The sequence below is a fragment of the Piezobacter thermophilus genome (assembly GCF_055386745.1).
Map to the genome: position 1 here is coordinate 2517313 of NZ_AP042380.1, position 20015 is coordinate 2537327.

Consider the following 20015-nt stretch of genomic DNA (forward strand, 5'->3'; position numbering starts at 1 on the left):
AGCGGCCCGTTGCGCCATGTTTCGCGTCACATCCGTCATTCCGCCGCCATCCTCTTCGGATCCTCCACCACACGGGCGTCGCGGATCTCCAGCGTGGCGCGGATCGATCCCTTGCGACCGTCCTCGTAGGTCACCTCGGTTTCGGTGCTGACCTTCGACGATCCGTCGTAAAGCGCTTCGATGATGTCGGCATATTTCTCCTCGATGATGCGCCGGCGCACCTTGCGGGTGCGGGTCAGTTCGCCGTCATCGGCATCCAGCTCCTTGTGCAGCACCACGAAGCGGTGAATCTGGCAACCCGACAGCATCGGGTCCCGAGCGACGCTCTCGTTGACCTCCTCCACATGCTTCTGGATCGAATCCAGAACCTGCGGATGCCCGGCCAGCTCCTGATACGAGGCATAGGCGATGTTGTTGCGCTCGGCCCAGTTGCCCACCGCGGTCAGGTCGATGTTGATGAAGGCCACGCAGAAGTCGCGCCCGTTGCCGAACAGCACCGCCTCCAGGATGTCGGGATAGAACTTGAGCTTGTTCTCGACGAACTTGGGTGCGAACATTCGCCCGTCGGCCAGCTTGCCCACATCCTTCGCCCGATCGATGATGCGCAGATGCCCGCTTTCCTTGTCGAAGAAGCCGGCATCGCCCGTGGCCACCCAGCCCTCGGCATCCTTGGTCGAGGCAGTGCTCTCGGGGTTCTTGAAATACTCCACGAAGACGCCGGGGCTGCGGTAGTAGATCTCGCCGTTCTCGTCGATGCGGATCTCCACGTCGGGCGCCGGCACCCCCACCGTGTCGGCCCTGACCTGCCCGTCGGGCTGGACGGTGATGAAAACGGTGGCCTCGGTCTGGCCGTAGAGCTGCTTGAGGTTGATGCCGAGGCTGCGGAAGAAATCGAAGATCTCCGGCCCGATCGCCTCGCCCGCGGTATAGGCCACGCGGATCCGGCCGAAGCCCAGCGTGTCCTTGAGCGGGCCGTAGATCAGCACATCGCCCGTGCGATACTTGAAATAGCTCCGCAGCGGCTCGGGATACAGCCACAGACCCAGCGGATCGCTGGCCCTGAAATGCTTGCGCGCATCCTTTCCGTAACGCAGCTTGTAGAAGAACAGCCGGATCGCGTTCTCGATCAGCGTCTCGATGGCAAAGCCCACGCCCATGGCATAGCGCCACGCCCGCACCAGCCGCCGCTTCAGCGTCAGAACGCTGCGCTTGCGCCGCGGCATCCCGTATTTCTCGCCCGCGCCGCCCTTGGCGAAATCCATGAAATGGTGGAACAGCGCGTATTTCAGCGCCCCCGCGTCCTCCATGCGGATCATCACGTTGGTCAGCTGGGTTTCGAACACCCGCGGCGGTGCGAAGAAATAGGTCGGCCCGATCTCGCGCAGGTCGATCATCATGGTGTCGGGACTTTCGGGGCAGTTCACGCAGAACCCGCACCAGTAGGCCTGACCGATCGAGAAGATGAAATCCCCCACCCAGGCCATCGGCAGGTAGGAGAGAATCTCCTCCTCCTCGGTGAGGTTGTCGAACTCGGCCGAGTTCTTCGCGCTCTCGATCACGTTGCGGTTCGACAGCACCACGCCCTTGGGCTTGCCCGTGGTGCCCGAGGTGTAGAGCATCACGCAGGTGCTGTCGTAATCCAGCGCCTCGCGGCGGCGCTTCAACTCGCCGATCAGCTCGTCATAGGCCGCGCGGCCCTGGTTCTGGATGTGGCTGTACTGGTGCAGGCGGGTGTGATCGTATTTCCGCAGACCGCGCGGATCGAGATAGATCACATGCTCAAGGCTGGGCAGCCGGTCCTGGATCTCGATGACCTTGTCCACCTGCTCCTGATCGCCGGCAATCACGAAGCGCGCCCCGCAATGGCCCAGCACATAGGACATCTCTTCGGCCACGGCGTCCTGGTAGAGCGGCACCGGAACCGCGCCCACCGACTGCGCCGCGACCATCGACCAGTACATGTAGGGCCGGTTGCGACCGATGATGGCGATGAAATCGCCCTCCCTCACGCCAAGGTTAATGAACCCCAGCGCCAGCGCCTCGATTTCCTTTTCGGTCTCGGCCCAGGTCCAGCACTGCCAGATGCCGAACTCCTTTTCCCGATAGGCGGGCCGGTTGGCGAACTTCGTGGCGTTGCGTTGAAGCAGCGCCGGCAGGGACCTGAGCCCCTCGGCGCCCGACTGCGTCTGAGCCAATTTTCCTTCCTCCCATTCCGGCCATCCCCCTGGCCGGACAAGAACGCTTGTGCGATTCCCTCGCGAAACAGATCAGGAGAATTCCTGCGCGTCAATTTTTTCCTGATGTTTTCCCAATCCTTACGAATTGTTACAATGCCCCTTCGGCCGCCCGGAGGACCGTAACGGGCAACGATTCCCGCCCGCCCCCTCTTGGCGCCGACCAGCAGGGGGTGATAGCCCTGCCCGCAGGAGAGAGTGCCGGAATGAACAAAGCCGACCAGCAGCAGCGGGCAATGACCGAAGCAGGTCTGAACCTGATCGCACAGGCCCTGTCCATCTATGACAGCGAGCTGCGCCTTGCCGTGTGCAACCGGCGTTTCAAGGAGATGTTCAACCTGCCCGATCACCTGGTGACACCGGGCGCGCGCTTCGACGAGACCATCCGCCACCTGGTCCTGAACGGCGAATACGGCGAGATCGACGACGCGGAGGCCTTCGTGCAGGCCCGCGTCGATCAGGCCCTGGCGTTCGAGCCGCACTACCTCGAACGCACCCGCGCCAACGGCCAGGTGATCTCGGTCGAGGGCGCGCCACTGCCGCAGGGGGGGTGGGTTGCGGTCTACACCGACATCACCCGCACCAAGCGGGTCGAGCAGCTTCTGCGCACGCGCTCGGCCGAGCTGTCCGACCAGCTGCTGGCCCATGCCGAAGAGCTTTCCGCCACCAACCGCAAGCTGGCCGCCACCATCACCGCGCTGGAAGAGGCCAAGCGCCAGCTGACCGAGATCGAGGCCCGCACCCGCCTGACCACCGAGATGATGCCAGCGCATATCGCGCATGTGGACCCCGAGGGCTACTACACCTATTCCAACCGCCGGCTCAGCTCGGTCCTGCCGGGGCGACCGTCCGAGATCGTCGGGCTGCACATCCGCGACGCGCTGGGCCCCTTCGCATACGCCCGGATCGAACCCCACCTCAAGGCCGCGCTGGCCGGGGAAAGCTCGGTCTTCGAATTCACCGAGGACCACGATTCGCGGCGCATCCGCGTGGCCTTCACCCCCGACCCGGCGGGCGGGGCCTACATCCTGTCCATGGACATCACCGAGGAAACCCAGGCACGGGTGGCCCTGCAGCAGTCGCGGCGCCGGGCGCTGGCGGCGCAGATGACCTCGGGGCTGGCGCACGACTTTTCCAACCTGCTGACCATCATCATGGGCATGCAGAGCCGGCTGGCGCGCATGGAACTGCCTCCCGGCGCCCGGGAACTGGTCGAAGGCACGCTGGCCGCGGCCCGCCGGGGCGGGCGGCTTCTCAACCGGATCGCCGACATGACCGGCCGGCGCACCCTGCGGCCGCGGGCGACCGACCTGCATGTGCTGCTGGAGGATCTGCGGGTCCTGGCCACGCCCAGCCTGCCGCGCGGGGTGGGGCTGAGCGTTCTCGACCACACCCCCGACACGATGCTGATGCTGGATGCGGGGATGTTGCAGGATGCGCTGCTGAACCTGATCCTGAACGCCCGCGACGCCTGCGGCAGTTCCGGCCAGATCACCGTCAGCGCCCATTGCGTCGGCCGCACCTGGGTCGAGATCTCGGTCACCGATACCGGCCCCGGCTTTTCCCGCGAGGCGCTGGCGCAGGCGCTGGACCCGTTCTTCACCACCAAGGGCGGCGAAGGCTCGGGGCTGGGCCTGCCGATGGTCTATGACATGGTGAAACTGGCCGGGGGCGACCTGCGCCTGGCCAACACCGCCGGCGGCGCGCAGGTGACGTTGCGCCTGCCCTGGCGCGAGGCGGTGGCCGCCGAACGGGGCCTGGCGCTGCTGGTCGAGGACAGCGCCGAGCTGCGCGCGGGTTTCCGCGACATGCTGATGGGGCTGGGTTTCTCGGTGATCGAGGCCGAATCGGTGGACGAGGCAGTGGCGCTGGCGGCCGAGCTGGACGACATCAGGCTGGTGCTGTCCGACATCCGCCTGCGCGGCGAGGCCACCGGGCTGGATCTGTGCGCGCGGATCGAAACGCCTGAGCGCCCCTGCGTGCTGATGACCTCGCTGCCCGCCGAGGATCCGCTCTATCGCGCCGCCGCCGCGCGCGGACCGGTGCTGCGCAAACCCTTCTCGCAGGAAGATCTCGCCGCCCTGATCCGACCGGAGCCCCAAAGATGACCGCACCCCTCGTCACCATCCTCGACGACGAACCGGAAATCCGCCGGATACTGACCGATGCGCTGGAAGAGGCCGGCTTCCGCACCCAGAGCTTTGCCCGGGCGCGCGAATTCGAGGCCTCGCTGAAGCGGGCGGTGCCGGATGTCTGCCTTGTGGACCTGTCACTGCCCGATACCGACGGGCTGGCACTGGTGCACCGGCTGGCGCTGGAACGGGGGGCCACGGTCATCATCATCTCGGGGCGGGCGCAGGTGCAGGACCGGGTGGCCGGGTTGGAACTGGGCGCCGACGACTACATCACCAAACCCTTCGACCCGGCCGAGGTGGTGGCCCGCATCCGCGCCCGTCTGCGCGGCTCCCGCCCCCCGCAGCAGGCCGGCAACACCGCCCGCTTCAACGGCTGGACGGCGCATTTCGACCGCTATGTGCTCGAGGACGAAACCGGTGTGGAAACCCCCTTCAGCCATGCCGAAGGCGAGGTGCTGCGGCTGTTCCTGGAAAGCCCCAGGCGGCTGATCTCGCGCGCGCAGATGCAGGAGTCGCTGGGCGGTGCGGCGGGCGAGAGCTTCGACCGGGCGATGGATGTGCGCATCTCGCGCCTGCGCACCAAGCTGCGCGAGGACCCCAGAAACCCGCGCCTGATCAAGACGATCTACGGCGCCGGCTATATCTTTCTGGGCGATGTGAGCTGGAGCTGAACCGCAGGCCGTCAGGACACCGGCCTCGGCCCGGCGGGCCGCTCCACCCCCCTTCCTCTTGCCCCAAATACTCCCGCCGGAGGCATCGCGGCGGGCGCAGACCGCCGCGATTCCCGCCCCCGGCCCATGTCGCTGCCGGCCGCGGTTCAGTACCGCCCCTTGCGGCGTCCCTTCCCGCCCCGCTGTCCCGGGCGGCCGGCGGTCGATCGCCCCCCCGCGCCTGCCGCCGCCTCCACCGCAGACTGGCGCGCCAGCGGGTCGTCGGCCACGGCAAGCTCCACCGCCTCCAGCCGCCTGATCTCGTCGCGCAGGCGGGCGGCCTCTTCGAATTCGAGGTTCTCGGCCGCCTTCAGCATCTCGGCCTTCAGCGCCTCCAGATGCGCCGCCAGGTTCGCCCCGACCAACGGCTTGTCCACCGTCGCGGTGACGCGGGAAAGATCCACGTCGCCCTGCCAGAGCCCGGCCATCACGTCCTCGACATTCTTCTTCACCGTTTCGGGGGTGATGCCGTGCTTCTCGTTATAGGCGATCTGTTTGGCCCGGCGCCGGTCGGTTTCCTTCAGCGCCCGTTCCATGCTGCCGGTGATCCGGTCGGCATACATGATGACCCGGCCCTCGGCATTGCGCGCCGCCCGCCCGATGGTCTGGATCAGCGAGGTCTCCGAACGCAGGAAGCCCTCCTTGTCCGCATCCAGTATCGCCACCAGCCCGCATTCGGGAATGTCCAGCCCCTCGCGCAGCAGGTTGATGCCCACCAGCACGTCGAAGGCCCCCAGACGCAGGTCGCGCAGGATCTCGATACGCTCGATGGTGTCGATGTCCGAATGCATGTAGCGCACCCGGATGCCCTGTTCGTGCATGTATTCGGTCAGATCCTCGGCCATGCGCTTGGTCAGCGTGGTCACCAGCGTGCGCAGCCCCCGGCCCGCCACCTTGCGCACCTCGTCCAGAAGATCGTCCACCTGGGCCTCGACGGGGCGGATCTCGACCTCCGGGTCCAGCAGCCCGGTGGGGCGGATCACCTGTTCCACGAAGACGCCGCCGGTCTGCTCCAGCTCCCACGGACCCGGCGTGGCGCTGACGAAGATCGATTGCGGGCGCATGGCGTCCCATTCCTCGAACTTCAGTGGCCGGTTGTCCATGCAGGAGGGCAGGCGGAACCCGTGCTCGGCCAGGGTGAACTTGCGCCGGTAGTCGCCGCGATACATGCCGCCGATCTGCGGGATGGTGACGTGGGATTCGTCGGCAAAGACGATGGCATGGTCGGGGATGAACTCGAACAGCGTGGGCGGCGGCTCACCCGGCTTGCGCCCGGTCAGGTAGCGCGAATAGTTCTCGATGCCGTTGCACACGCCGGTGGCCTCCAGCATCTCGAGATCGAAACTGGTGCGCTGCTCGAGCCGCTGGGCCTCCAGCAGCTTGCCCTCGCCCACCAGCTGGTCGAGACGCTGGCGCAACTCTTTCCTGATCTCCACGATGGCCTGTTTCAGCGTCGGTTTCGGCGTCACGTAGTGCGAATTGGCATAGATGCGGATCCGCTCGAAGCGGCCGGTCCGCTCGCCGGTGAGCGGGTCGAACTCGGTGATCGATTCCAGCTCTTCCCCGAAGAAGGACAGCCGCCAGGCGCGATCCTCCAGGTGGGCGGGCCAGATTTCCAGGCTGTCGCCGCGCACCCGGAAGCTGCCGCGGGCAAAGGCGGCATCGTTGCGCCGATATTGCTGGGCCACCAGATCGGCGATGATCCGGCGCTGGTCGTAGGACCCGCCCGCCTCCAGGTCCTGGGTCATGGCGCCGTAGGTCTCGACGCTGCCGATGCCGTAGATGCAGCTGACCGAGGCGACGATGATCACGTCGTCGCGTTCCAGCAGCGCCCGCGTGGCCGAGTGGCGCATGCGGTCGATCTGCTCGTTGATCTGGGATTCCTTCTCGATATAGGTGTCCGAGCGCGGCACATAGGCCTCGGGCTGATAGTAGTCGTAGTAGCTGACGAAGTATTCCACCGCGTTGTCGGGAAAGAACGACCTGAATTCCCCGTAAAGCTGGGCGGCCAGGGTCTTGTTGGGGGCGAGGATGATCGCCGGGCGCTGGGTCTCCTCGATCACCCGGGCCATGGTGAAGGTCTTGCCGGTGCCGGTGGCGCCCAGCAGAACCTGGTCGCGCTCGCCGGTCTCGATCCCCTCGGCCAGTTCGGCGATGGCTTGGGGCTGGTCTCCGGCGGCCTCGAATTCGGTATGCATGACGAATCGCCGGCCGCCCTCGAGCTTGGGGCGGGCGCGGGGACCCTGCGCCGGGGCATGGGCGAGGGCGCGGGCCGAATCGGAATGGGCATATGGCATGGGCATGATCCTCTGCCGGCAAGGTGTGGACGCATTTTGTTCCGGTCAAGGGGCTTTGCGCACCGTGCCCCGCCCCTGCCCCCCGTGACAATTCGGGCCTTGCCGGCAAGGCGCCTCTCGCGCATAAGGACGGCGACGAGCTGCAAGGAGTGTGCGATGCGCGCGCGTATCTACAAACCCGCCAGGAACGCCATGACCTCGGGTACCGCCCGGACCCGCAACTGGGTGCTGGAATTCGCCCCCGCCGCGCCCCGCGAGGTGGATCCGCTGATGGGCTGGACCTCGTCGCGCGACACCCAAAGCCAGGTCAGGCTGCGGTTCCACAGCAAGGAGGCGGCGCTGGAATACGCCCGGGAACACGGGATCGACGCCGAGGTGCTGGAGCCGCATGAGCGCCGGTTCAACATCCGCCCGCGCGGATATGGCGAAAATTTCGCCCACGAGCGCCGCGCCCCCTGGACGCATTGAGGCCCCCGTGGCGGCGCCGGGCGGCAGGCGATCGGCGTTTTCGCTTTGATGCCCCGCCCTGTCGCGGTTAAGACAGGCTGACGCGGCAGATTTCGCGCGGCAAACCGGCCCCGTAGCTCAACTGGATAGAGCAGCTGACTTCTAATCAGCAGGTTGAGGGTTCGAGTCCTTCCGGGGTCGCCAGTACCGCCGATCATGCCGGCCGCGCGCCCGGTTCGGGGCGCCGACACATGCATCACCGGACAGAGCGCGTGGCGACCGACCCGAGGAAATCGCCGATCCACTGGCGCGACTGCACGATCCGGCTGCCGTCGGCGGCCACCCAGTAGAGGTTCTCGAATTCCTGGTCCACGTTGCGGCAGGTTTCCGACATCAGCCGCGTCCGCACGCTCCGCCCCCCCAGATCGAGGCTCCGCAATCCCCTGTTGCGGATCATGCAGCGATAGCTGCGCGTGACGATCTGGTCGTTCCCCGTCAGATAGCTGTGAAACCGGTTTGCAGGCCCTTCGCCGCCGCGCAGCACCTTGGAAAGCGACTGCGAGACATCCGAGGCCATCAGCCCCTCGCCGAAGCCGCGGGTGCCGCGGATCATTCCGCGCTGCAAGATCAGCGTGGCGCCGTCGGCCGAGCGCCAGGTTTCAACCCCGTCACGCGTTGCCTCCAGCACCATGAGTCCCCGCTTGCCATTCCCCAGGAACGAAACCTCCATGCGCGGCGCGCCCGCGCGATACAGCGCCGCAGCGCGGGCATCGGGCGGCTGGCCGGCCGGGTTCACCAGCGCCGGCACCATCGCGTAATCCTCGGTCTGGTTCGAACAGGCGGCGACGAGGATCAACGCCGCGACGGAGAGTGCAACCGGCCATCTCATCTGAAGAACCGCCCCCATTTCGCCTGCAACCCGTTGGCACGTTCCTCGCGGGTGTATTCATAGAGCCGGTTGCGCACATTGAGCTGCGCGCCGCCATCGCGCAGAATCGGCCGGATCGTCTGTTTCAGCCGCGTCCGGCTGGGTTTGCGCGTGAACCAGCTCAGCGGCACTTCGAACCGGATCCCCTTGTCGAAGGATCCTTCGCCGAAATCGGTGGCCGAGACATCGGTCAGCGTGAAGAACGCGCCGATCTTGAAGCCATTGTTGAATTCACGGTCCAGGCTGAATGTCGCCCCCCAGTCACCGGCCAGGTACCTGCCAGCGTCGATCCGGGCACGGAAATCGCCCGGGAACTCGTAGTAGAGCGAGGCATGCCCCATCACCACGTCATAGTCCCGGAAACCGAACTTCATGTCGAAGTTGCGCTGCCGGGCATAGTTGATCTCTCCGCCCAGGGCCAGCCGGCTGCCGACCGGGTACCACAGCATTTCCGCCGAAACGCCGCCATACATCTCTTCCAGGTAACCGGCCGTCACCCGCGCGAAGGTGTTCGACGACGGCCGCCAGATGTACTCCGCCGTCAGGTGATTGATGCGCAGATCGGATTCCTTCGCATATCGCGGCCAGTCCGACCGCACATGCGGCAGGACCGAATCCGACACGCGCGTGGTATCGGCGAGATTGCCGAACACCGGCAGCCGCAGCAGCCCCGACAGCGCCAAACCCGGGCGGATCGTGTAGTCGCCCTGCAGGTCGGCTCCGACCTCGTAGCGCAGCGGATTGTCCGGGTCGAAGAAGGACAGTTGCACGAAGGGGCCGAACCGGTAGCCGAACCGCGGATAGACACCGTCGAGCGTGCCGCCCCGAAGCCCCGGCAACCCGTCATCGACGCGCGCCCGCGAATAGGACCGCCACGCCCCGTCCACGTGGTTTTCGAACTCGTAGAGGTCGCTTCGCCGGATCGTGACCGAGGTGATCGGCACGCCCTGTTTCTGCAGGATGACCACGAACTCGCTGACCGAAGGGTCAAGGGTGTTGGCCATGGCACGGGCTGCGCGCCCGACGGCCTGCGCGTTGGCCTGATAGCGGCGGTTCTCGATCTCGATGGTGGCGCGGTTGCCGCGCACCTCGTAGCCGGTCAGGAGCAGGCCCTGTTCGTCCAGCCGCACGCGCAGCACGTCACGGGCCGAGGGCGCATCGGCCGGGCGGTCGGGCAGATTCCAGCTTGCCAGCGCGACCCGGTCCACCGGCAGCAGCGCCGGCGCCGCCCTGCCCTGCCCGCCGGGGGCGGCAGGTTTCCTCGGATCGAAGCTGTAGCTGAGCTGCACGCCGAAGGTGGATCCGTACAGGTAATACCCGCTCAGCGCCGCGCCGTTGCGGAACCGGTAGCTGACGCCAAGATTGATCGGCGAATTCACCTTGAAGCCGAAATTGGCAGTTTCCCTTGAGTATACATCAGATGAGTACTCTGCCAGGAACGACAGTCGATCGGAGTATCGATACTCGACTCCCCCGAATAGCGCAGCATCCCCTCGAAACCACTTTCCGGTGTTAAACTGACCACCGGGGTTATTAATCCCGGATGGACGGATCCTGAACCGAGTCCCGAAAATCGCCAGCGGATTGGTGAAACCGCCGCGCCCGGCCAGTCGGCCCCAGCCGATCCCGCCGGTCAGAGAAAGCCGGTCGGCAAAGGTCTTGGTGGCAACGAGGTATTCGCCGGAATAGACGCCGGTGCCAGTGATGTCGCGCAGGCCGATCGCCACGGCCGGACGGGTTTCCGTTTCCTCCTGCAGCATGAACTGCACGTCGAAACTGCGGTCATAAAGCCGACCGACCCCGCCCGGCTTGAAATCGCCCAGATAGGAGTAGCGGAAACTGCCATAGACGCGCGGCAGCAACTGGAAGGTCACCGTGTTGCGGTTGGAGTTTCGAAACAGGGTGGCCGTGCCGGCGAGATTGCCGTCGGGGAGATCCTGGGCGGTCGGCATGTCGATCAGGCCCGGCGTGCCATAGGTCGACAGGTTCTGCGGCAAGGCAGGGGTAAGCCCCGCCACCAGGGCACCTGTTCCGGTCAACAAAAACGCGACTCTTCGCATCAAACCGCCCAAAGCAAAGCATCGCCGCCTGCGGGCAGGTTCGAACCGACCATCACCGACCGGGAGAACCCGGAGGGTTCGCCCAAATCCCGTTACCAGACTGTCGTGACCGATTACCTGCTCGATACGGCCTCATTGATTGCCCAAGAATTGCCACATTTGTCCGCATTTCGCAAACTTTTCCGGAAAATTCCCGAAAAAATTTGCCAGATATGGCCTGATTTCATTGATCGGGCACCAGATTTGCCACTTTCTCCGGTGCTGGCGCGGGTCTCTCAACCCGGCGCAGCCCCCTCGCGGGAATGATGGGCCGGGGCTAGAGCCGACCCGTCCGCCCCCCGCCAACGCGGTGCCCGGTCGCGTTGCGCGCCTGCCTGCCATCCCCCGGCCGGCCGCATTCCCGGATGCCCATGGCTATGATCCGGCTTCCGCGAATGCGGAACAGCCGGTGAATGCGAAACCGCCCCTCGCGCATGAACCAGTCGCGCAACGGTTCCGGGTAATAGCGCGCCATCACGCGCGAATAGTACTCGAATTCCTCCCGCGGCAGTGGTTTGCCGCCGGCCGAAGGCCCGTGAAACCCGAAAACCGTGCGCTGTGAAATGCAGGTCTGGGGCAGCCCCAGCAGCATCGTGCAGGAAGAATAGCAGACCGAGCCGGTGATCTCGACTTTCCGGCCGCTGCGGCGCAACCGGCTGATCTGCCTCAGCCGGTCCAGAACATAGCCCCCGCGATCATAACGTATCACCAGCGCCGGCAGCGATGCCGATTGCTGGGCAAACCCTTGATTGGCCACCCCAGACGCCAGGATCAGCGCTGCAAGAAACAGTGCTCCGACATGCACGGGCCGACAACCCCGGCCCGACAGGACACAACTCACCCGCGACCGCAAAGCGGCCGAAAGCCCGAATTCCATTGAACCACCCCACGATTCCGCCGCCCGGCAAACGGACGGCCCCGCGCCCCCACGCGCGGGACGAGCTCATCACGGAGCGGTTAAGGGAGGGTTGCCCGGCTCAGGTCATGACCGGAGGATAAGAGTAGAATTTTCCGGAAACGGAAAACGGGCCCGGCCGGACTCGGCGGACCCGTCGAAATGGTGCATTCCGAATGTCGTCAGGCGGTCAGTTGGTTCCCGTGGTCGAGGTCGAAAAGGTCGATCCGCCACCACCGGCCGCCGCAAGCACGCCCAGCCCCAGCGCACCCGCGACCGGTCCGACCAAGGGGGCGAAGGCCGTGGCCCCACCTGCAGCCGCACCCGCACCTGCACCTGCACCTGCGGCCGCGGCACTTTCGGCCAGCCCCAGGCAGACTTCGTTTTCGGCGTTGATCGGGTTCGTGCAGTCAATCTCGCCCTGCAGGGGAGGCGTGCTCTGGGCAAAGACCGTCGTCGCAACAAGACCGACCGTCGCCCCGATCAAAATGGCATTTCGGATCAACATCGTGAGTCTCCTTCAATCTCGAGTGAAGCTCTATCACATTTTCCCGTTTCGATGAACATGGATTTCCCGGCCCTTGCGGAAAGGGCCGGTCAATAGTGCTGCGGTTCAACACCCCGCAGCCCGTCGCTGCGCGGTCGGGCTCAGGCCGCGCGCCGGCTGCGCGAGCGGCGGCGACCGCCACCGGCCGAATGCCCGGCCCCGCTGCGCGGCGCCTTGCCGCGTCCGCGGCGCGCACCGGAGCCGGACCCGGCGCGACGCCCCTCGCCCTGTTCGGGCCGGGTGCCGCTGGCCACCGGGATCTCGATGCTCATCAGCCTCTCGATGCGGTAGAGGTAATCGGCCTCGTCCGGCGAACAGAAGGCGATTGCCTCGCCATCCTGACCGGCACGCGCGGTGCGGCCGATGCGGTGGACATAGTTTTCCGGCACCTCCGGCAGATCGTAGTTGATGACCTGGGCAACACCGGGAATGTCGATCCCGCGCGCGGCCACGTCGGTGGCCACCAGCACCTTGATCCTGCTCTCCCGGAAGGCCCTGATCGCCCGGTCGCGCTGGCCCTGGCTCTTGTTGCCGTGGATCGAGGCCGCGTTATAGCCGTCGGCCACCAGCCCCTTCATCAGCTTTTCGGCCCCGTGCTTGGTGCGGGCGAAAACCAGTGTCATCGCCTCCGGGTCGCGCGACAGAATTTCGCGCAGCCTGGCGGGCTTGGCCGATTTTTCCTGGAAATGGACCGACTGGGCGATCTTGTCGGCGGCCTTGCCCGGAGGCGCCACCTGCACCCGGCGCGGATCGCTCAGATAGGCGCGGGCGAGCTCCTCCATCTGCTTCGGCATGGTGGCCGAGAACAGCATGGTCTGGCGCGGCGTGCCCAGTCGCGGCGCGATCCGGCGCAGGGCGTGGATGAACCCCATGTCCAGCATCTGATCGGCCTCGTCCAGCACCAGATGGCGCACGGTGCCAAGGTCCACCGCTCCGCGATCCATCAGGTCGATCAACCGCCCCGGCGTGGCCACCAGGATATCGGTGCCACGCCCCAGCGCCGCAATCTGCCGGTGAATGGGTTTTCCGCCGACCACAACCGCGATGCGCAGCCGGGTCCGGCCGGTCAGGACCTGGATGCTCTCGGCGATCTGGTTGGCCAGCTCGCGCGTCGGCGCCAGGATCAGCGCCCTGGCGGTTTTCGGGGCCGGTTTCCCGGGTGCCGCCAGAAGATGATCGACCAGCGGCAGCGCAAAGGCCAGCGTCTTGCCGGTGCCGGTCTGGGCAAGGCCCATGATGTCGTGCCCCTCCAGCGCAAGCGGAATCGCCTGGTTCTGAATCGGGGTCGGTTGTGAAAGTTCAGCGCGGGCAAGCGCCTCGTTGAGGGCCGGCGCAAGGCCGAGCATGTCGAAATCGAACAAGTGTTTTCCTTTTCGCGCCGCACGCGCCCCACGGGCCGCGCACGGTTTCATTGACTGACCGCGCGGCATGCGCGGCGCAGGAGGGTGCGTCAAGGCCTCGGGACATGCAGGCGTTTCCCGCGCGTCCGACCCTGACGGCAGAACCCTGCGTGATGGGGAACTGGATGGGGGATGCGCTGTCATGCCCGGCGGACGGGCATGGTTTGCTCACGCGGCAATGCAACCTTCCGCCCCGTCTGCCCCATCGCCACCCCCCTGTCAAGCGCCGCGTCGCAGCGAAGAGTTCGCGAAAGGGCGGGCCCGTGGCCGCCGAGCCGCACTGCCCCCTTCCTTCCATGGCATGTCTGCGGGGGCATGGATGCGGGGCATTCGCCTTGCCCGCTCCCGTTCCGATATGTCGCAGTCATGCCGATTGCCGGAATATTCTCTTTTTCTGATATTTGATTTGCGGCATATTTGTCGCACCACAGGGAGGAAAGAAACATGCGAAAGATCCTGACCGGCTTCGGCGCCGCCGTGGTCGTTGCCGTCATTGCCCAGTCCGCCAGCGCCGAAATCTATGTCCGCAAGGGCGGACAGGAGGTGAACGTCTCGGTAAAGGACGGACGACTGTTCTGCACGCGCGTCTCGGACGGCTACGAGATGTGCAACGGCATGACCGAACAGGCGAACGGGTCCTGGACCGGGCGCAAGATGAAGCACCCCGACATGCCCCGGTTCATGAGCTTCAACGGAACCGTGGTGTTCATGAAGGACAGCCTGTCGATCAAGGGCTGCGCCCTGGGTTTCTGCGACAGCGAAACCTGGCAGAAGAAATAGCCGGAGCCGGCCCGTTGCTGGCTCAAGGCCCCGCGCAGGTGAAAGGGCCGCGCGGGGCCTTGTCCATGCGGCGAAGGCGCAAGGGTTCAGCCCTGCACCCAGCCCACGATCTGGGGTTCGCGCATGGCCCCCGACTGCCGCTTGGCCTCGCGCCCGCCCTTGAATTCGACCATCGTCGGAATCCCGCGAATTCCGTATTTCATGCCCGCGGCCTGGTGCTCTTCGGTGTTCAGCTTCACCAGCCGCGCCCGGCCCTTCAGCGCCTGTGCTGCCTTGGAAAACTCTGGCGCCATCATCCGGCACGGCCCGCACCACGGCGCCCAGAAATCCACCACCAGCGGCAGATCGTCATTGCGCGCGGCCTTTTCCATCGTGGCCAGATCGACCTCGATCGCCTTGTCGGTGATCAGCCGCGCGCCACAGGTGCCGCATTTCGGGTTCGCACCCAGTTTTTCCTCGGGCACACGGTTCACCTGCCCGCATTCCAGACAGGTCAGTTTCTTCCCCGCCATCTCGGTTCCTTTCCTCGTACGAAAACATATTCGAATTTCGATATAGAACCAAATTGACGTAACGCAACGGCCCGGTTCCCACCGTTGCCACGAATTCGCCCTTGCAATTCGCGGCACGAGGGGTCATATCCGGCTCTGCTACCGTTATCTTGTCGACCAGCTGTCTCCTTTCACGGCGTTCAGTCTATCGATCCAGACCAACGACGCCGGGCTGCCGCACTTCCGCGGGCAGCAAATGAAACTAAGGAGACCACGGAATGGCCACTGGCACCGTGAAATGGTTCAACACCACCAAAGGTTATGGCTTCATCGCACCCGATGGCGGGTCGCGGGACGTTTTCGTCCACATCTCGGCCGTCGAGCGTTCGGGACTGACCGAACTGCGCGACAACCAGAAGGTGACCTTCGACATCGAATCCGGCCGTGACGGCCGCGAAAGCGCCACCAACCTGGCGCTCGCCTGATCTTACCGGCATCTGACGATGGCAGGATGCGCGCCCCGCGCGCGTCCTGCACCCGGATCCGGCGCCCGCACCAAAGCGTGTCGCGCCGGGCCCGATTCAACCAACCGCCAGGAGCCAGGCAGCTGACCGCGCCCGGGCACGGTGGATGCAATCGGGCGCGAGATGACGCCCTAGCCGCCCCGCGCACGCTCCACCAGTTCCAGAACCTTAGGCCCCAGCGCGGCAACGATGCGCGCCACCCCTTCGGCATTGGGATGAATCCCGTCAGCCTGCATCCAGGGCAGAAGCTCGGCCGGAGTTGCCTCCTTCCCGGCAATCCCGCCGAAAAAGCTTTCCGCAAACAGCGCCCCGTGCTCGGCTGCCAGTTCGGGATACATCGCGTCGAAGGCGGCCTTGTATTCGGGGCCGAAATTCCCCGGCGCCTGCATTCCCACCAGCAGCACCGGAACCCCGGCCGCATCCGCCCGCTCGAGTATTCTTTCAAGGTTCGCGCGGCTTGATGCAGGGTCGATCCCGCGCAGCAGATCGTTTCCGCCCAGCGCCACGATCAGCCCGTCCACCTCGGGCGTAAGCGTCCAGTCCACGCGCGCCGCCCCCCCGGCCGTGGTATCTCCCGACACGCCGGCATTGACCAGCCGCACATCGGCCCCCCTTTCGCGCAGCCAGCGCTGCATCTGCGCGACGAAGCCCTCGTCCTGCGGCAGCCCGTAACCCTGGGTCAGACTGTCCCCCAGGGCGACGATCGTGACCGGCTGAGCCGTGACGCCGAAACCCCACAGGGCAAAGAACAAACCGAAAAGCACCTTGCGCAACACCTTCGCTGCTCCATATCCCGAATGGCGACATTGCCGGAAAGGGCCCATGACCGAACCCGTTCTCTCATTGCAGGATGCGTGTCTTTCGCTCGAAGGCAATGCCGGACCCGTCGATATCCTGCATTCGATCACGCTCGACGTGCCGCGCGGGCAGGCGGTCGGGCTGGTGGGGCCGTCGGGGTCGGGGAAATCCTCGCTGCTGATGCTGATGGGCGGGCTGGAGCGGGCCACGCGCGGGCGCGTCTTCGCGCTGGGCCGGGATCTGACGACCATGGACGAGGATGCCCTGGCCCGGTTGCGCCGCGACCACTTCGGCGTGGTGTTCCAGTCCTTCCACCTGATCCCGACCATGACGGCCCTGGAAAACGTGGCGACGCCGCTGGAACTGGCGGGACGGCGCGACGCCTTCGACCGCGCCATGGCCGAGCTGGAGCTGGTCGGCCTGGCCCATCGCGCCGGCCATTACCCGACCCAGCTGTCGGGAGGTGAACAGCAGCGGGTGGCACTGGCGCGGGCCTCGGCTCCGCGGCCCGACATCCTTCTGGCGGACGAGCCCACCGGCAATCTGGACGCGGCCAATGGCGCCGCCATCATCGACCTGCTCTTCGGCCTGCGCGATCGCCACGGCGCCACGCTGGTGCTGGTCACCCATGCCGAAGAGCTGGCCGCGCGCTGCGACCGGGTGATCCGCCTGCGCGATGGCCGGATCGCCAGCGCCGAGGCACAAAGGGCCGCCCCGTGAGCCTGCGCATCGCCGCCCGTCTGGCCCGGCGCGAACTGCGCGGAGGCCTGCGCGGCTTTCGCATCCTGCTGGCATGCCTCGCCCTCGGCGTGGCCGCCATCGCGGCCATTGGCTCGATCCGCAGCGGGATCGAAACCGGGCTCAAGCGCGAGGGGGCGACCCTTCTGGGCGGCGATGCCGAGATGCATTTTACCTATCGCTTCGCCTCCGATGAGGAACGCGCCTGGATGGCCGGGCGGGCCGAGCGCATCTCGGAGGTGGTCGATTTCCGCTCGATGGCGGTGGTCGAACGCAACGGACGCAGCGAACGGGCGCTCACCCGGGTCAAGGCGGTGGATGATGCCTGGCCGCTGGTCGGGACGGTTTCGCTGATCCCCCGGATGTCCGTGGCGCAGGCGCTTGCCGGGCGCGACGGCCTGCCCGGCGCGGTGATGGAACGGGCACTGATCGACCGGCTGGGCCTGAGTCTCGGAGACCGCTTTCGCCTTGGCACGCAGGAATTCGTGCTGATGGCCGCGCTCGCGCGCGAACCCGATGCCGCGGCGGACGGGTTCGGGCTGGGGCCGCGAACCATCGTCGCCACCCCGGCGCTGGCCGGGTCGGGGCTTCTGGCTCCGGGCACGCTGTTCGATACGAAATACCGGCTCGTCCTGCCGCCGGGCGCCGACCTGGCCGCGCTGGCGCGCGAGGCGAAGGCGGCGTTCGACGCGCGCGGGGTGCGCTGGCGCGATGCCCGCGATGGCGCCCCCGGCGTGACACAGTTCGTCCGGCGGCTGAGCGCCTTCCTGATCCTGGTCGGGCTGTCGGGGCTGGCCGTGGGCGGCGTCGGCGTATCGGCCGCCGTGCGCGCCCATATCGACGCCAAGACCGATGTCATCGCCACGCTGCGCACGCTGGGAGCCGACCGCGCCACCATCTTCTGGACCTATCTCATCCAGGTCGGCGCACTGTCGTTTCTGGGCATCGTCATCGGTCTGGTCCTGGGCGGGGCGGTCCCGCTCCTCCTCGGCCCGCTTCTTCAGGACCGCCTGCCGGTGCCGGCCGCGTTCGGCCTCTACCCCGGCCCGCTGCTCGAAGCGGCGCTGTACGGGCTGCTCACCGCCTTCATCTTCACCCTGTGGCCGCTTGCCCGCACCGAAGAGGTCCGGGCCGCCACGCTGTTCCGGGATGCGCTGGGCGCGGCCCGTCTGCTGCCGGCGCCCCGCCACCTGCTGGCCGTGGCGGTCGGGCTGGCGCTGCTGGTGGGCGCGGCCGCATGGTTTGGCGGCGCGCCCCTCCTGACACTGTGGACCGCCGCCGGCATCACCGGCATCCTGGGCCTGCTCGCGCTGGCATCGCTGGCCATCCGGGCGCTGGCCCGCGGCGCCGCCCTGGCCGCGCGGGGCCGGCCGGCATTGCGCTGGGCGCTGGCCTCGATCGCCGGCCCCCGCGAGGGCACGACCTCTGTCGTGCTGTCGCTGGGTCTGGGCCTGTCGGTGCTGGCCGCGGTCGGGCAGATCGACGGCAATCTGCGCAATGCGCTGACCGGCAACCTGCCGAAGATCGCCCCCTCCTATTTCTTCGTGGACATCCAGCAGGACCAGATCGACCGCTTTCGCGCCCGCCTGGAGGCCGACCCGGCGGTGCGCCAGGTGCAGACCGCTCCGATGCTGCGCGGCGTCATCACCCGCATCAACGGCCGCCCGGCGCGGGAAGTGGCCGGCAATCACTGGGTCGTCACCGGCGACCGGGGCATCACCTATGCCGCCGAAATGCCGCCCCGGACCCGTCTGACTGCGGGCAGATGGTGGCCGAAGGATTATGACGGCCCGCCGCAAGTCAGCTTCGCCGCCGAAGAGGCCGCCGAGATCGGGCTGAAGCTGGGCGATTCGATCACCGTCAACATCCTGGGCCGCGACATCACCGCGACCATCACCAGCTTTCGCGAGGTCGATTTCACGACCGCCGGCATCGGCTTCGTTCTGACCATGAACCCCGCCGCCATCGCCGGAGCACCGCACAGCTTCATCGCCACCGTCTATGTGGCTGAAACCGCCGAAGCCCCGATCCTGCGCGACCTGGCCCGCATGTTCCCCAACATCACCGCAATCCGTGTCCGCGACGCCATCGAACGCGTCTCCGAACTGCTCGAAGGGCTGGCTGCTGCCACCTCGTGGGCGGCCGGCGCATCGCTGCTGAGCGGGTTTCTCGTCCTCGTCGGCGCCGCCGCCGCCGGAACCGGGAACCGCACCGCCGAGGCGGCCATCCTCAGAACCCTCGGCGCCAGCCGCCGCCGCATCCTGAGCAGCTTCGCCCTGCGCGCCGCCCTTCTCGGCGCCGCGGCGGGGGCCGTGGCGCTGGCTGCCGGCATTGCCGGAGGATGGGCCATCACCACGCGGATCCTGGATACGCAGTATTCGGTCATCTGGCCCTCGGCCGTCGGCATCGTCGCCGGCGGCGCGCTGGCCACGCTTCTGGCCGGGCTCGCCTTCGCCTGGCGGCCGCTGAGCACCCGCCCGGCCCGCGTTCTCAGAGCCCGCGAATGACCGGCCTCAGGCCGCGGCGCATTTGACCGGCTGAAGGATGCGGATCAGATCGACATTGTCGCACACCAGCGAGTCCAGCGTGATCTCGTCCAGCGCGGCATAGAAGGCCTGCGCCGCATCCGTCAGCGCCACCCGCAACCGGCAGGCATCCTTCAGCGGACAGCTGTTGTCGGCATCGGCAAAACACTCGGCGATCGGCAAGCCGCCTTCGACATGCCGGAACACGTCGCCGATCCGGATCTGATCTGCCGGCCGCGCCAGGTTCATGCCACCGTTGCGCCCGCGCTGGGTCCTGAGAAAACCCAGCTGGCTCAGCTGATTGATGACCTGCGCCAGGTGATTCTCGGAGACGTTGCAGCATTCGGCAATCTCCGATTTCGTGACCAACCGGTCGCCATTGGCGGCGCAGTACATCAACAGCCTGATGGCGATGTTGGTCCGTTTCGTGATGCGCACGATTCTCTCCCGCGTTGCGAATATCGTCG

18 protein-coding genes and 1 tRNA gene are annotated in these 20015 nt (G+C 66.7%); 9 read left to right on the plus strand and 10 right to left on the minus strand.

All coding sequences use genetic code 11. The features are described from left to right. Positions 1-35: 35 nt before the first annotated feature. A complete protein-coding gene (locus ACZ5CM_RS12140; protein ID WP_464639034.1) occupies positions 36-2195 on the minus strand; it encodes an AMP-binding protein in 2160 nt (719 codons plus the stop codon). Between the two features lie 245 nt (positions 2196-2440). Here ACZ5CM_RS12140 and ACZ5CM_RS12145 point away from each other — a divergent pair, with 245 nt between their 5' ends. After that, a complete protein-coding gene (locus ACZ5CM_RS12145) occupies positions 2441-4342 on the plus strand; it encodes a hybrid sensor histidine kinase/response regulator (RefSeq protein WP_464639035.1) in 1902 nt (633 codons plus the stop codon). Beyond that, entirely contained in the window at positions 4339-5040 is a 702-nt protein-coding gene (locus tag ACZ5CM_RS12150; protein WP_464639036.1) for a response regulator transcription factor, read from the plus strand. The genes ACZ5CM_RS12145 and ACZ5CM_RS12150 overlap by 4 nt, the downstream gene beginning before the upstream one ends. 146 nt (positions 5041-5186) lie before the next feature. Here ACZ5CM_RS12150 and uvrB read toward each other — a convergent pair whose 3' ends face one another. Continuing rightward, the gene (gene uvrB, locus ACZ5CM_RS12155; RefSeq protein WP_464642594.1) at positions 5187-7376 is read right to left on the minus strand and encodes an excinuclease ABC subunit UvrB; all 2190 of its coding nucleotides are present in this window, start codon (positions 7374-7376) and stop codon (positions 5187-5189) included. Positions 7377-7532: 156 nt separating this feature from the next. Between uvrB and ACZ5CM_RS12160 the strand changes: the two genes are divergently transcribed. Next, positions 7533-7844, plus strand: coding sequence for an ETC complex I subunit (locus ACZ5CM_RS12160; protein WP_464639037.1), 312 nt, complete (start codon positions 7533-7535; stop codon positions 7842-7844). 106 nt (positions 7845-7950) lie between these two features. Next, a tRNA-Arg gene (locus ACZ5CM_RS12165) sits at positions 7951-8027 on the plus strand. 52 nt (positions 8028-8079) lie between these two features. Here the strand turns inward: ACZ5CM_RS12165 and ACZ5CM_RS12170 are convergent. Both ACZ5CM_RS12170 and ACZ5CM_RS12175 read right to left on the minus strand, forming a co-directional pair. Then, the gene (locus ACZ5CM_RS12170) at positions 8080-8712 is read right to left on the minus strand and encodes a YjbF family lipoprotein (RefSeq protein WP_464639038.1); all 633 of its coding nucleotides are present in this window, start codon (positions 8710-8712) and stop codon (positions 8080-8082) included. After that, entirely contained in the window at positions 8709-10790 is a 2082-nt protein-coding gene (locus ACZ5CM_RS12175; protein ID WP_464639039.1) for a YjbH domain-containing protein, read from the minus strand. The genes ACZ5CM_RS12170 and ACZ5CM_RS12175 overlap by 4 nt, the downstream gene beginning before the upstream one ends. A 126-nt stretch (positions 10791-10916) precedes the next feature. On the opposite strand from ACZ5CM_RS12175, the gene ACZ5CM_RS12180 reads away from it, so the two are divergent. Beyond that, positions 10917-11117, plus strand: a complete 201-nt coding sequence (locus ACZ5CM_RS12180) for a hypothetical protein (RefSeq protein ID WP_464639040.1) — start codon at positions 10917-10919, stop codon at positions 11115-11117. A 10-nt stretch (positions 11118-11127) separates the two neighbouring features. Here the strand turns inward: ACZ5CM_RS12180 and ACZ5CM_RS12185 are convergent, their stop codons facing one another. The 3 genes from ACZ5CM_RS12185 to ACZ5CM_RS12195 form a co-directional block, all read right to left on the minus strand. After that, positions 11128-11607: a hypothetical protein gene (locus ACZ5CM_RS12185; RefSeq protein ID WP_464639041.1), complete on the minus strand. Its 480-nt coding sequence runs from the start codon at positions 11605-11607 to the stop codon at positions 11128-11130. Between the two features lie 328 nt (positions 11608-11935). Further along, positions 11936-12253: a hypothetical protein gene (locus ACZ5CM_RS12190; protein WP_464639042.1), complete on the minus strand. Its 318-nt coding sequence runs from the start codon at positions 12251-12253 to the stop codon at positions 11936-11938. A gap of 140 nt (positions 12254-12393) precedes the next feature. Continuing rightward, positions 12394-13653, minus strand: coding sequence for a DEAD/DEAH box helicase (locus ACZ5CM_RS12195; RefSeq protein WP_464639043.1), 1260 nt, complete (start codon positions 13651-13653; stop codon positions 12394-12396). A 483-nt stretch (positions 13654-14136) separates the two neighbouring features. On the opposite strand from ACZ5CM_RS12195, the gene ACZ5CM_RS12200 reads away from it, so the two are divergent. After that, positions 14137-14472 carry a hypothetical protein gene (locus tag ACZ5CM_RS12200; protein ID WP_464639044.1) on the plus strand — a complete coding sequence of 112 codons (336 nt, stop codon included), beginning with the start codon at positions 14137-14139 and terminating at the stop codon, positions 14470-14472. An 86-nt stretch (positions 14473-14558) separates the two neighbouring features. On the opposite strand, the gene trxC is transcribed toward ACZ5CM_RS12200, so the two are convergent. After that, positions 14559-14984 (minus strand): thioredoxin TrxC, encoded by a 426-nt coding sequence (trxC, locus tag ACZ5CM_RS12205; protein WP_464639045.1) that lies wholly within the window; start codon positions 14982-14984, stop codon positions 14559-14561. Positions 14985-15241: 257 nt separating this feature from the next. Between trxC and ACZ5CM_RS12210 the strand changes: the two genes are divergently transcribed. Beyond that, positions 15242-15448, plus strand: coding sequence for a cold-shock protein (locus tag ACZ5CM_RS12210; protein WP_464639046.1), 207 nt, complete (start codon positions 15242-15244; stop codon positions 15446-15448). A 170-nt stretch (positions 15449-15618) separates the two neighbouring features. Here ACZ5CM_RS12210 and ACZ5CM_RS12215 read toward each other — a convergent pair whose 3' ends face one another. Next, positions 15619-16311 (minus strand): arylesterase, encoded by a 693-nt coding sequence (locus tag ACZ5CM_RS12215; protein WP_464639047.1) that lies wholly within the window; start codon positions 16309-16311, stop codon positions 15619-15621. On the opposite strand from ACZ5CM_RS12215, the gene ACZ5CM_RS12220 reads away from it, so the two are divergent. Both ACZ5CM_RS12220 and ACZ5CM_RS12225 read left to right on the plus strand, forming a co-directional pair. Further along, entirely contained in the window at positions 16310-17005 is a 696-nt protein-coding gene (locus ACZ5CM_RS12220; protein ID WP_464639048.1) for an ABC transporter ATP-binding protein, read from the plus strand. The two genes, ACZ5CM_RS12215 and ACZ5CM_RS12220, sit on opposite strands and share 2 nt — an antisense overlap. Continuing rightward, positions 17002-19530 (plus strand): ABC transporter permease, encoded by a 2529-nt coding sequence (locus tag ACZ5CM_RS12225; RefSeq protein WP_464639049.1) that lies wholly within the window; start codon positions 17002-17004, stop codon positions 19528-19530. Before ACZ5CM_RS12220 ends, ACZ5CM_RS12225 begins: the two co-directional genes overlap by 4 nt. Positions 19531-19536: 6 nt before the next feature. Here ACZ5CM_RS12225 and ACZ5CM_RS12230 read toward each other — a convergent pair whose 3' ends face one another. Continuing rightward, on the minus strand, positions 19537-19986 hold the full coding sequence (locus ACZ5CM_RS12230; RefSeq protein ID WP_464639050.1) for an RrF2 family transcriptional regulator: 450 nt from the start codon (positions 19984-19986) through the stop codon (positions 19537-19539). Positions 19987-20015 lie beyond the last annotated feature (29 nt).

Bases quoted from the DNA above. Each gene is read 5' to 3' on its own strand.
- uvrB (WP_464642594.1), bottom strand. From the start codon at position 7,376: ATGCCATATGCCCATTCCGATTCGGCCCGCGCCCTCGCCCATGCCCCG.
- ACZ5CM_RS12150 (WP_464639036.1), top strand. From the start codon at position 4,339: ATGACCGCACCCCTCGTCACCATCCTCGACGACGAACCGGAAATCCGC.
- ACZ5CM_RS12190 (WP_464639042.1), bottom strand. From the start codon at position 12,253: ATGTTGATCCGAAATGCCATTTTGATCGGGGCGACGGTCGGTCTTGTT.
- ACZ5CM_RS12200 (WP_464639044.1), top strand. From the start codon at position 14,137: ATGCGAAAGATCCTGACCGGCTTCGGCGCCGCCGTGGTCGTTGCCGTC.
- ACZ5CM_RS12145 (WP_464639035.1), top strand. From the start codon at position 2,441: ATGAACAAAGCCGACCAGCAGCAGCGGGCAATGACCGAAGCAGGTCTG.
- trxC (WP_464639045.1), bottom strand. From the start codon at position 14,984: ATGGCGGGGAAGAAACTGACCTGTCTGGAATGCGGGCAGGTGAACCGT.
- ACZ5CM_RS12170 (WP_464639038.1), bottom strand. From the start codon at position 8,712: ATGAGATGGCCGGTTGCACTCTCCGTCGCGGCGTTGATCCTCGTCGCC.
- ACZ5CM_RS12210 (WP_464639046.1), top strand. From the start codon at position 15,242: ATGGCCACTGGCACCGTGAAATGGTTCAACACCACCAAAGGTTATGGC.
- ACZ5CM_RS12160 (WP_464639037.1), top strand. From the start codon at position 7,533: ATGCGCGCGCGTATCTACAAACCCGCCAGGAACGCCATGACCTCGGGT.
- ACZ5CM_RS12220 (WP_464639048.1), top strand. From the start codon at position 16,310: ATGACCGAACCCGTTCTCTCATTGCAGGATGCGTGTCTTTCGCTCGAA.
- ACZ5CM_RS12215 (WP_464639047.1), bottom strand. From the start codon at position 16,311: ATGGGCCCTTTCCGGCAATGTCGCCATTCGGGATATGGAGCAGCGAAG.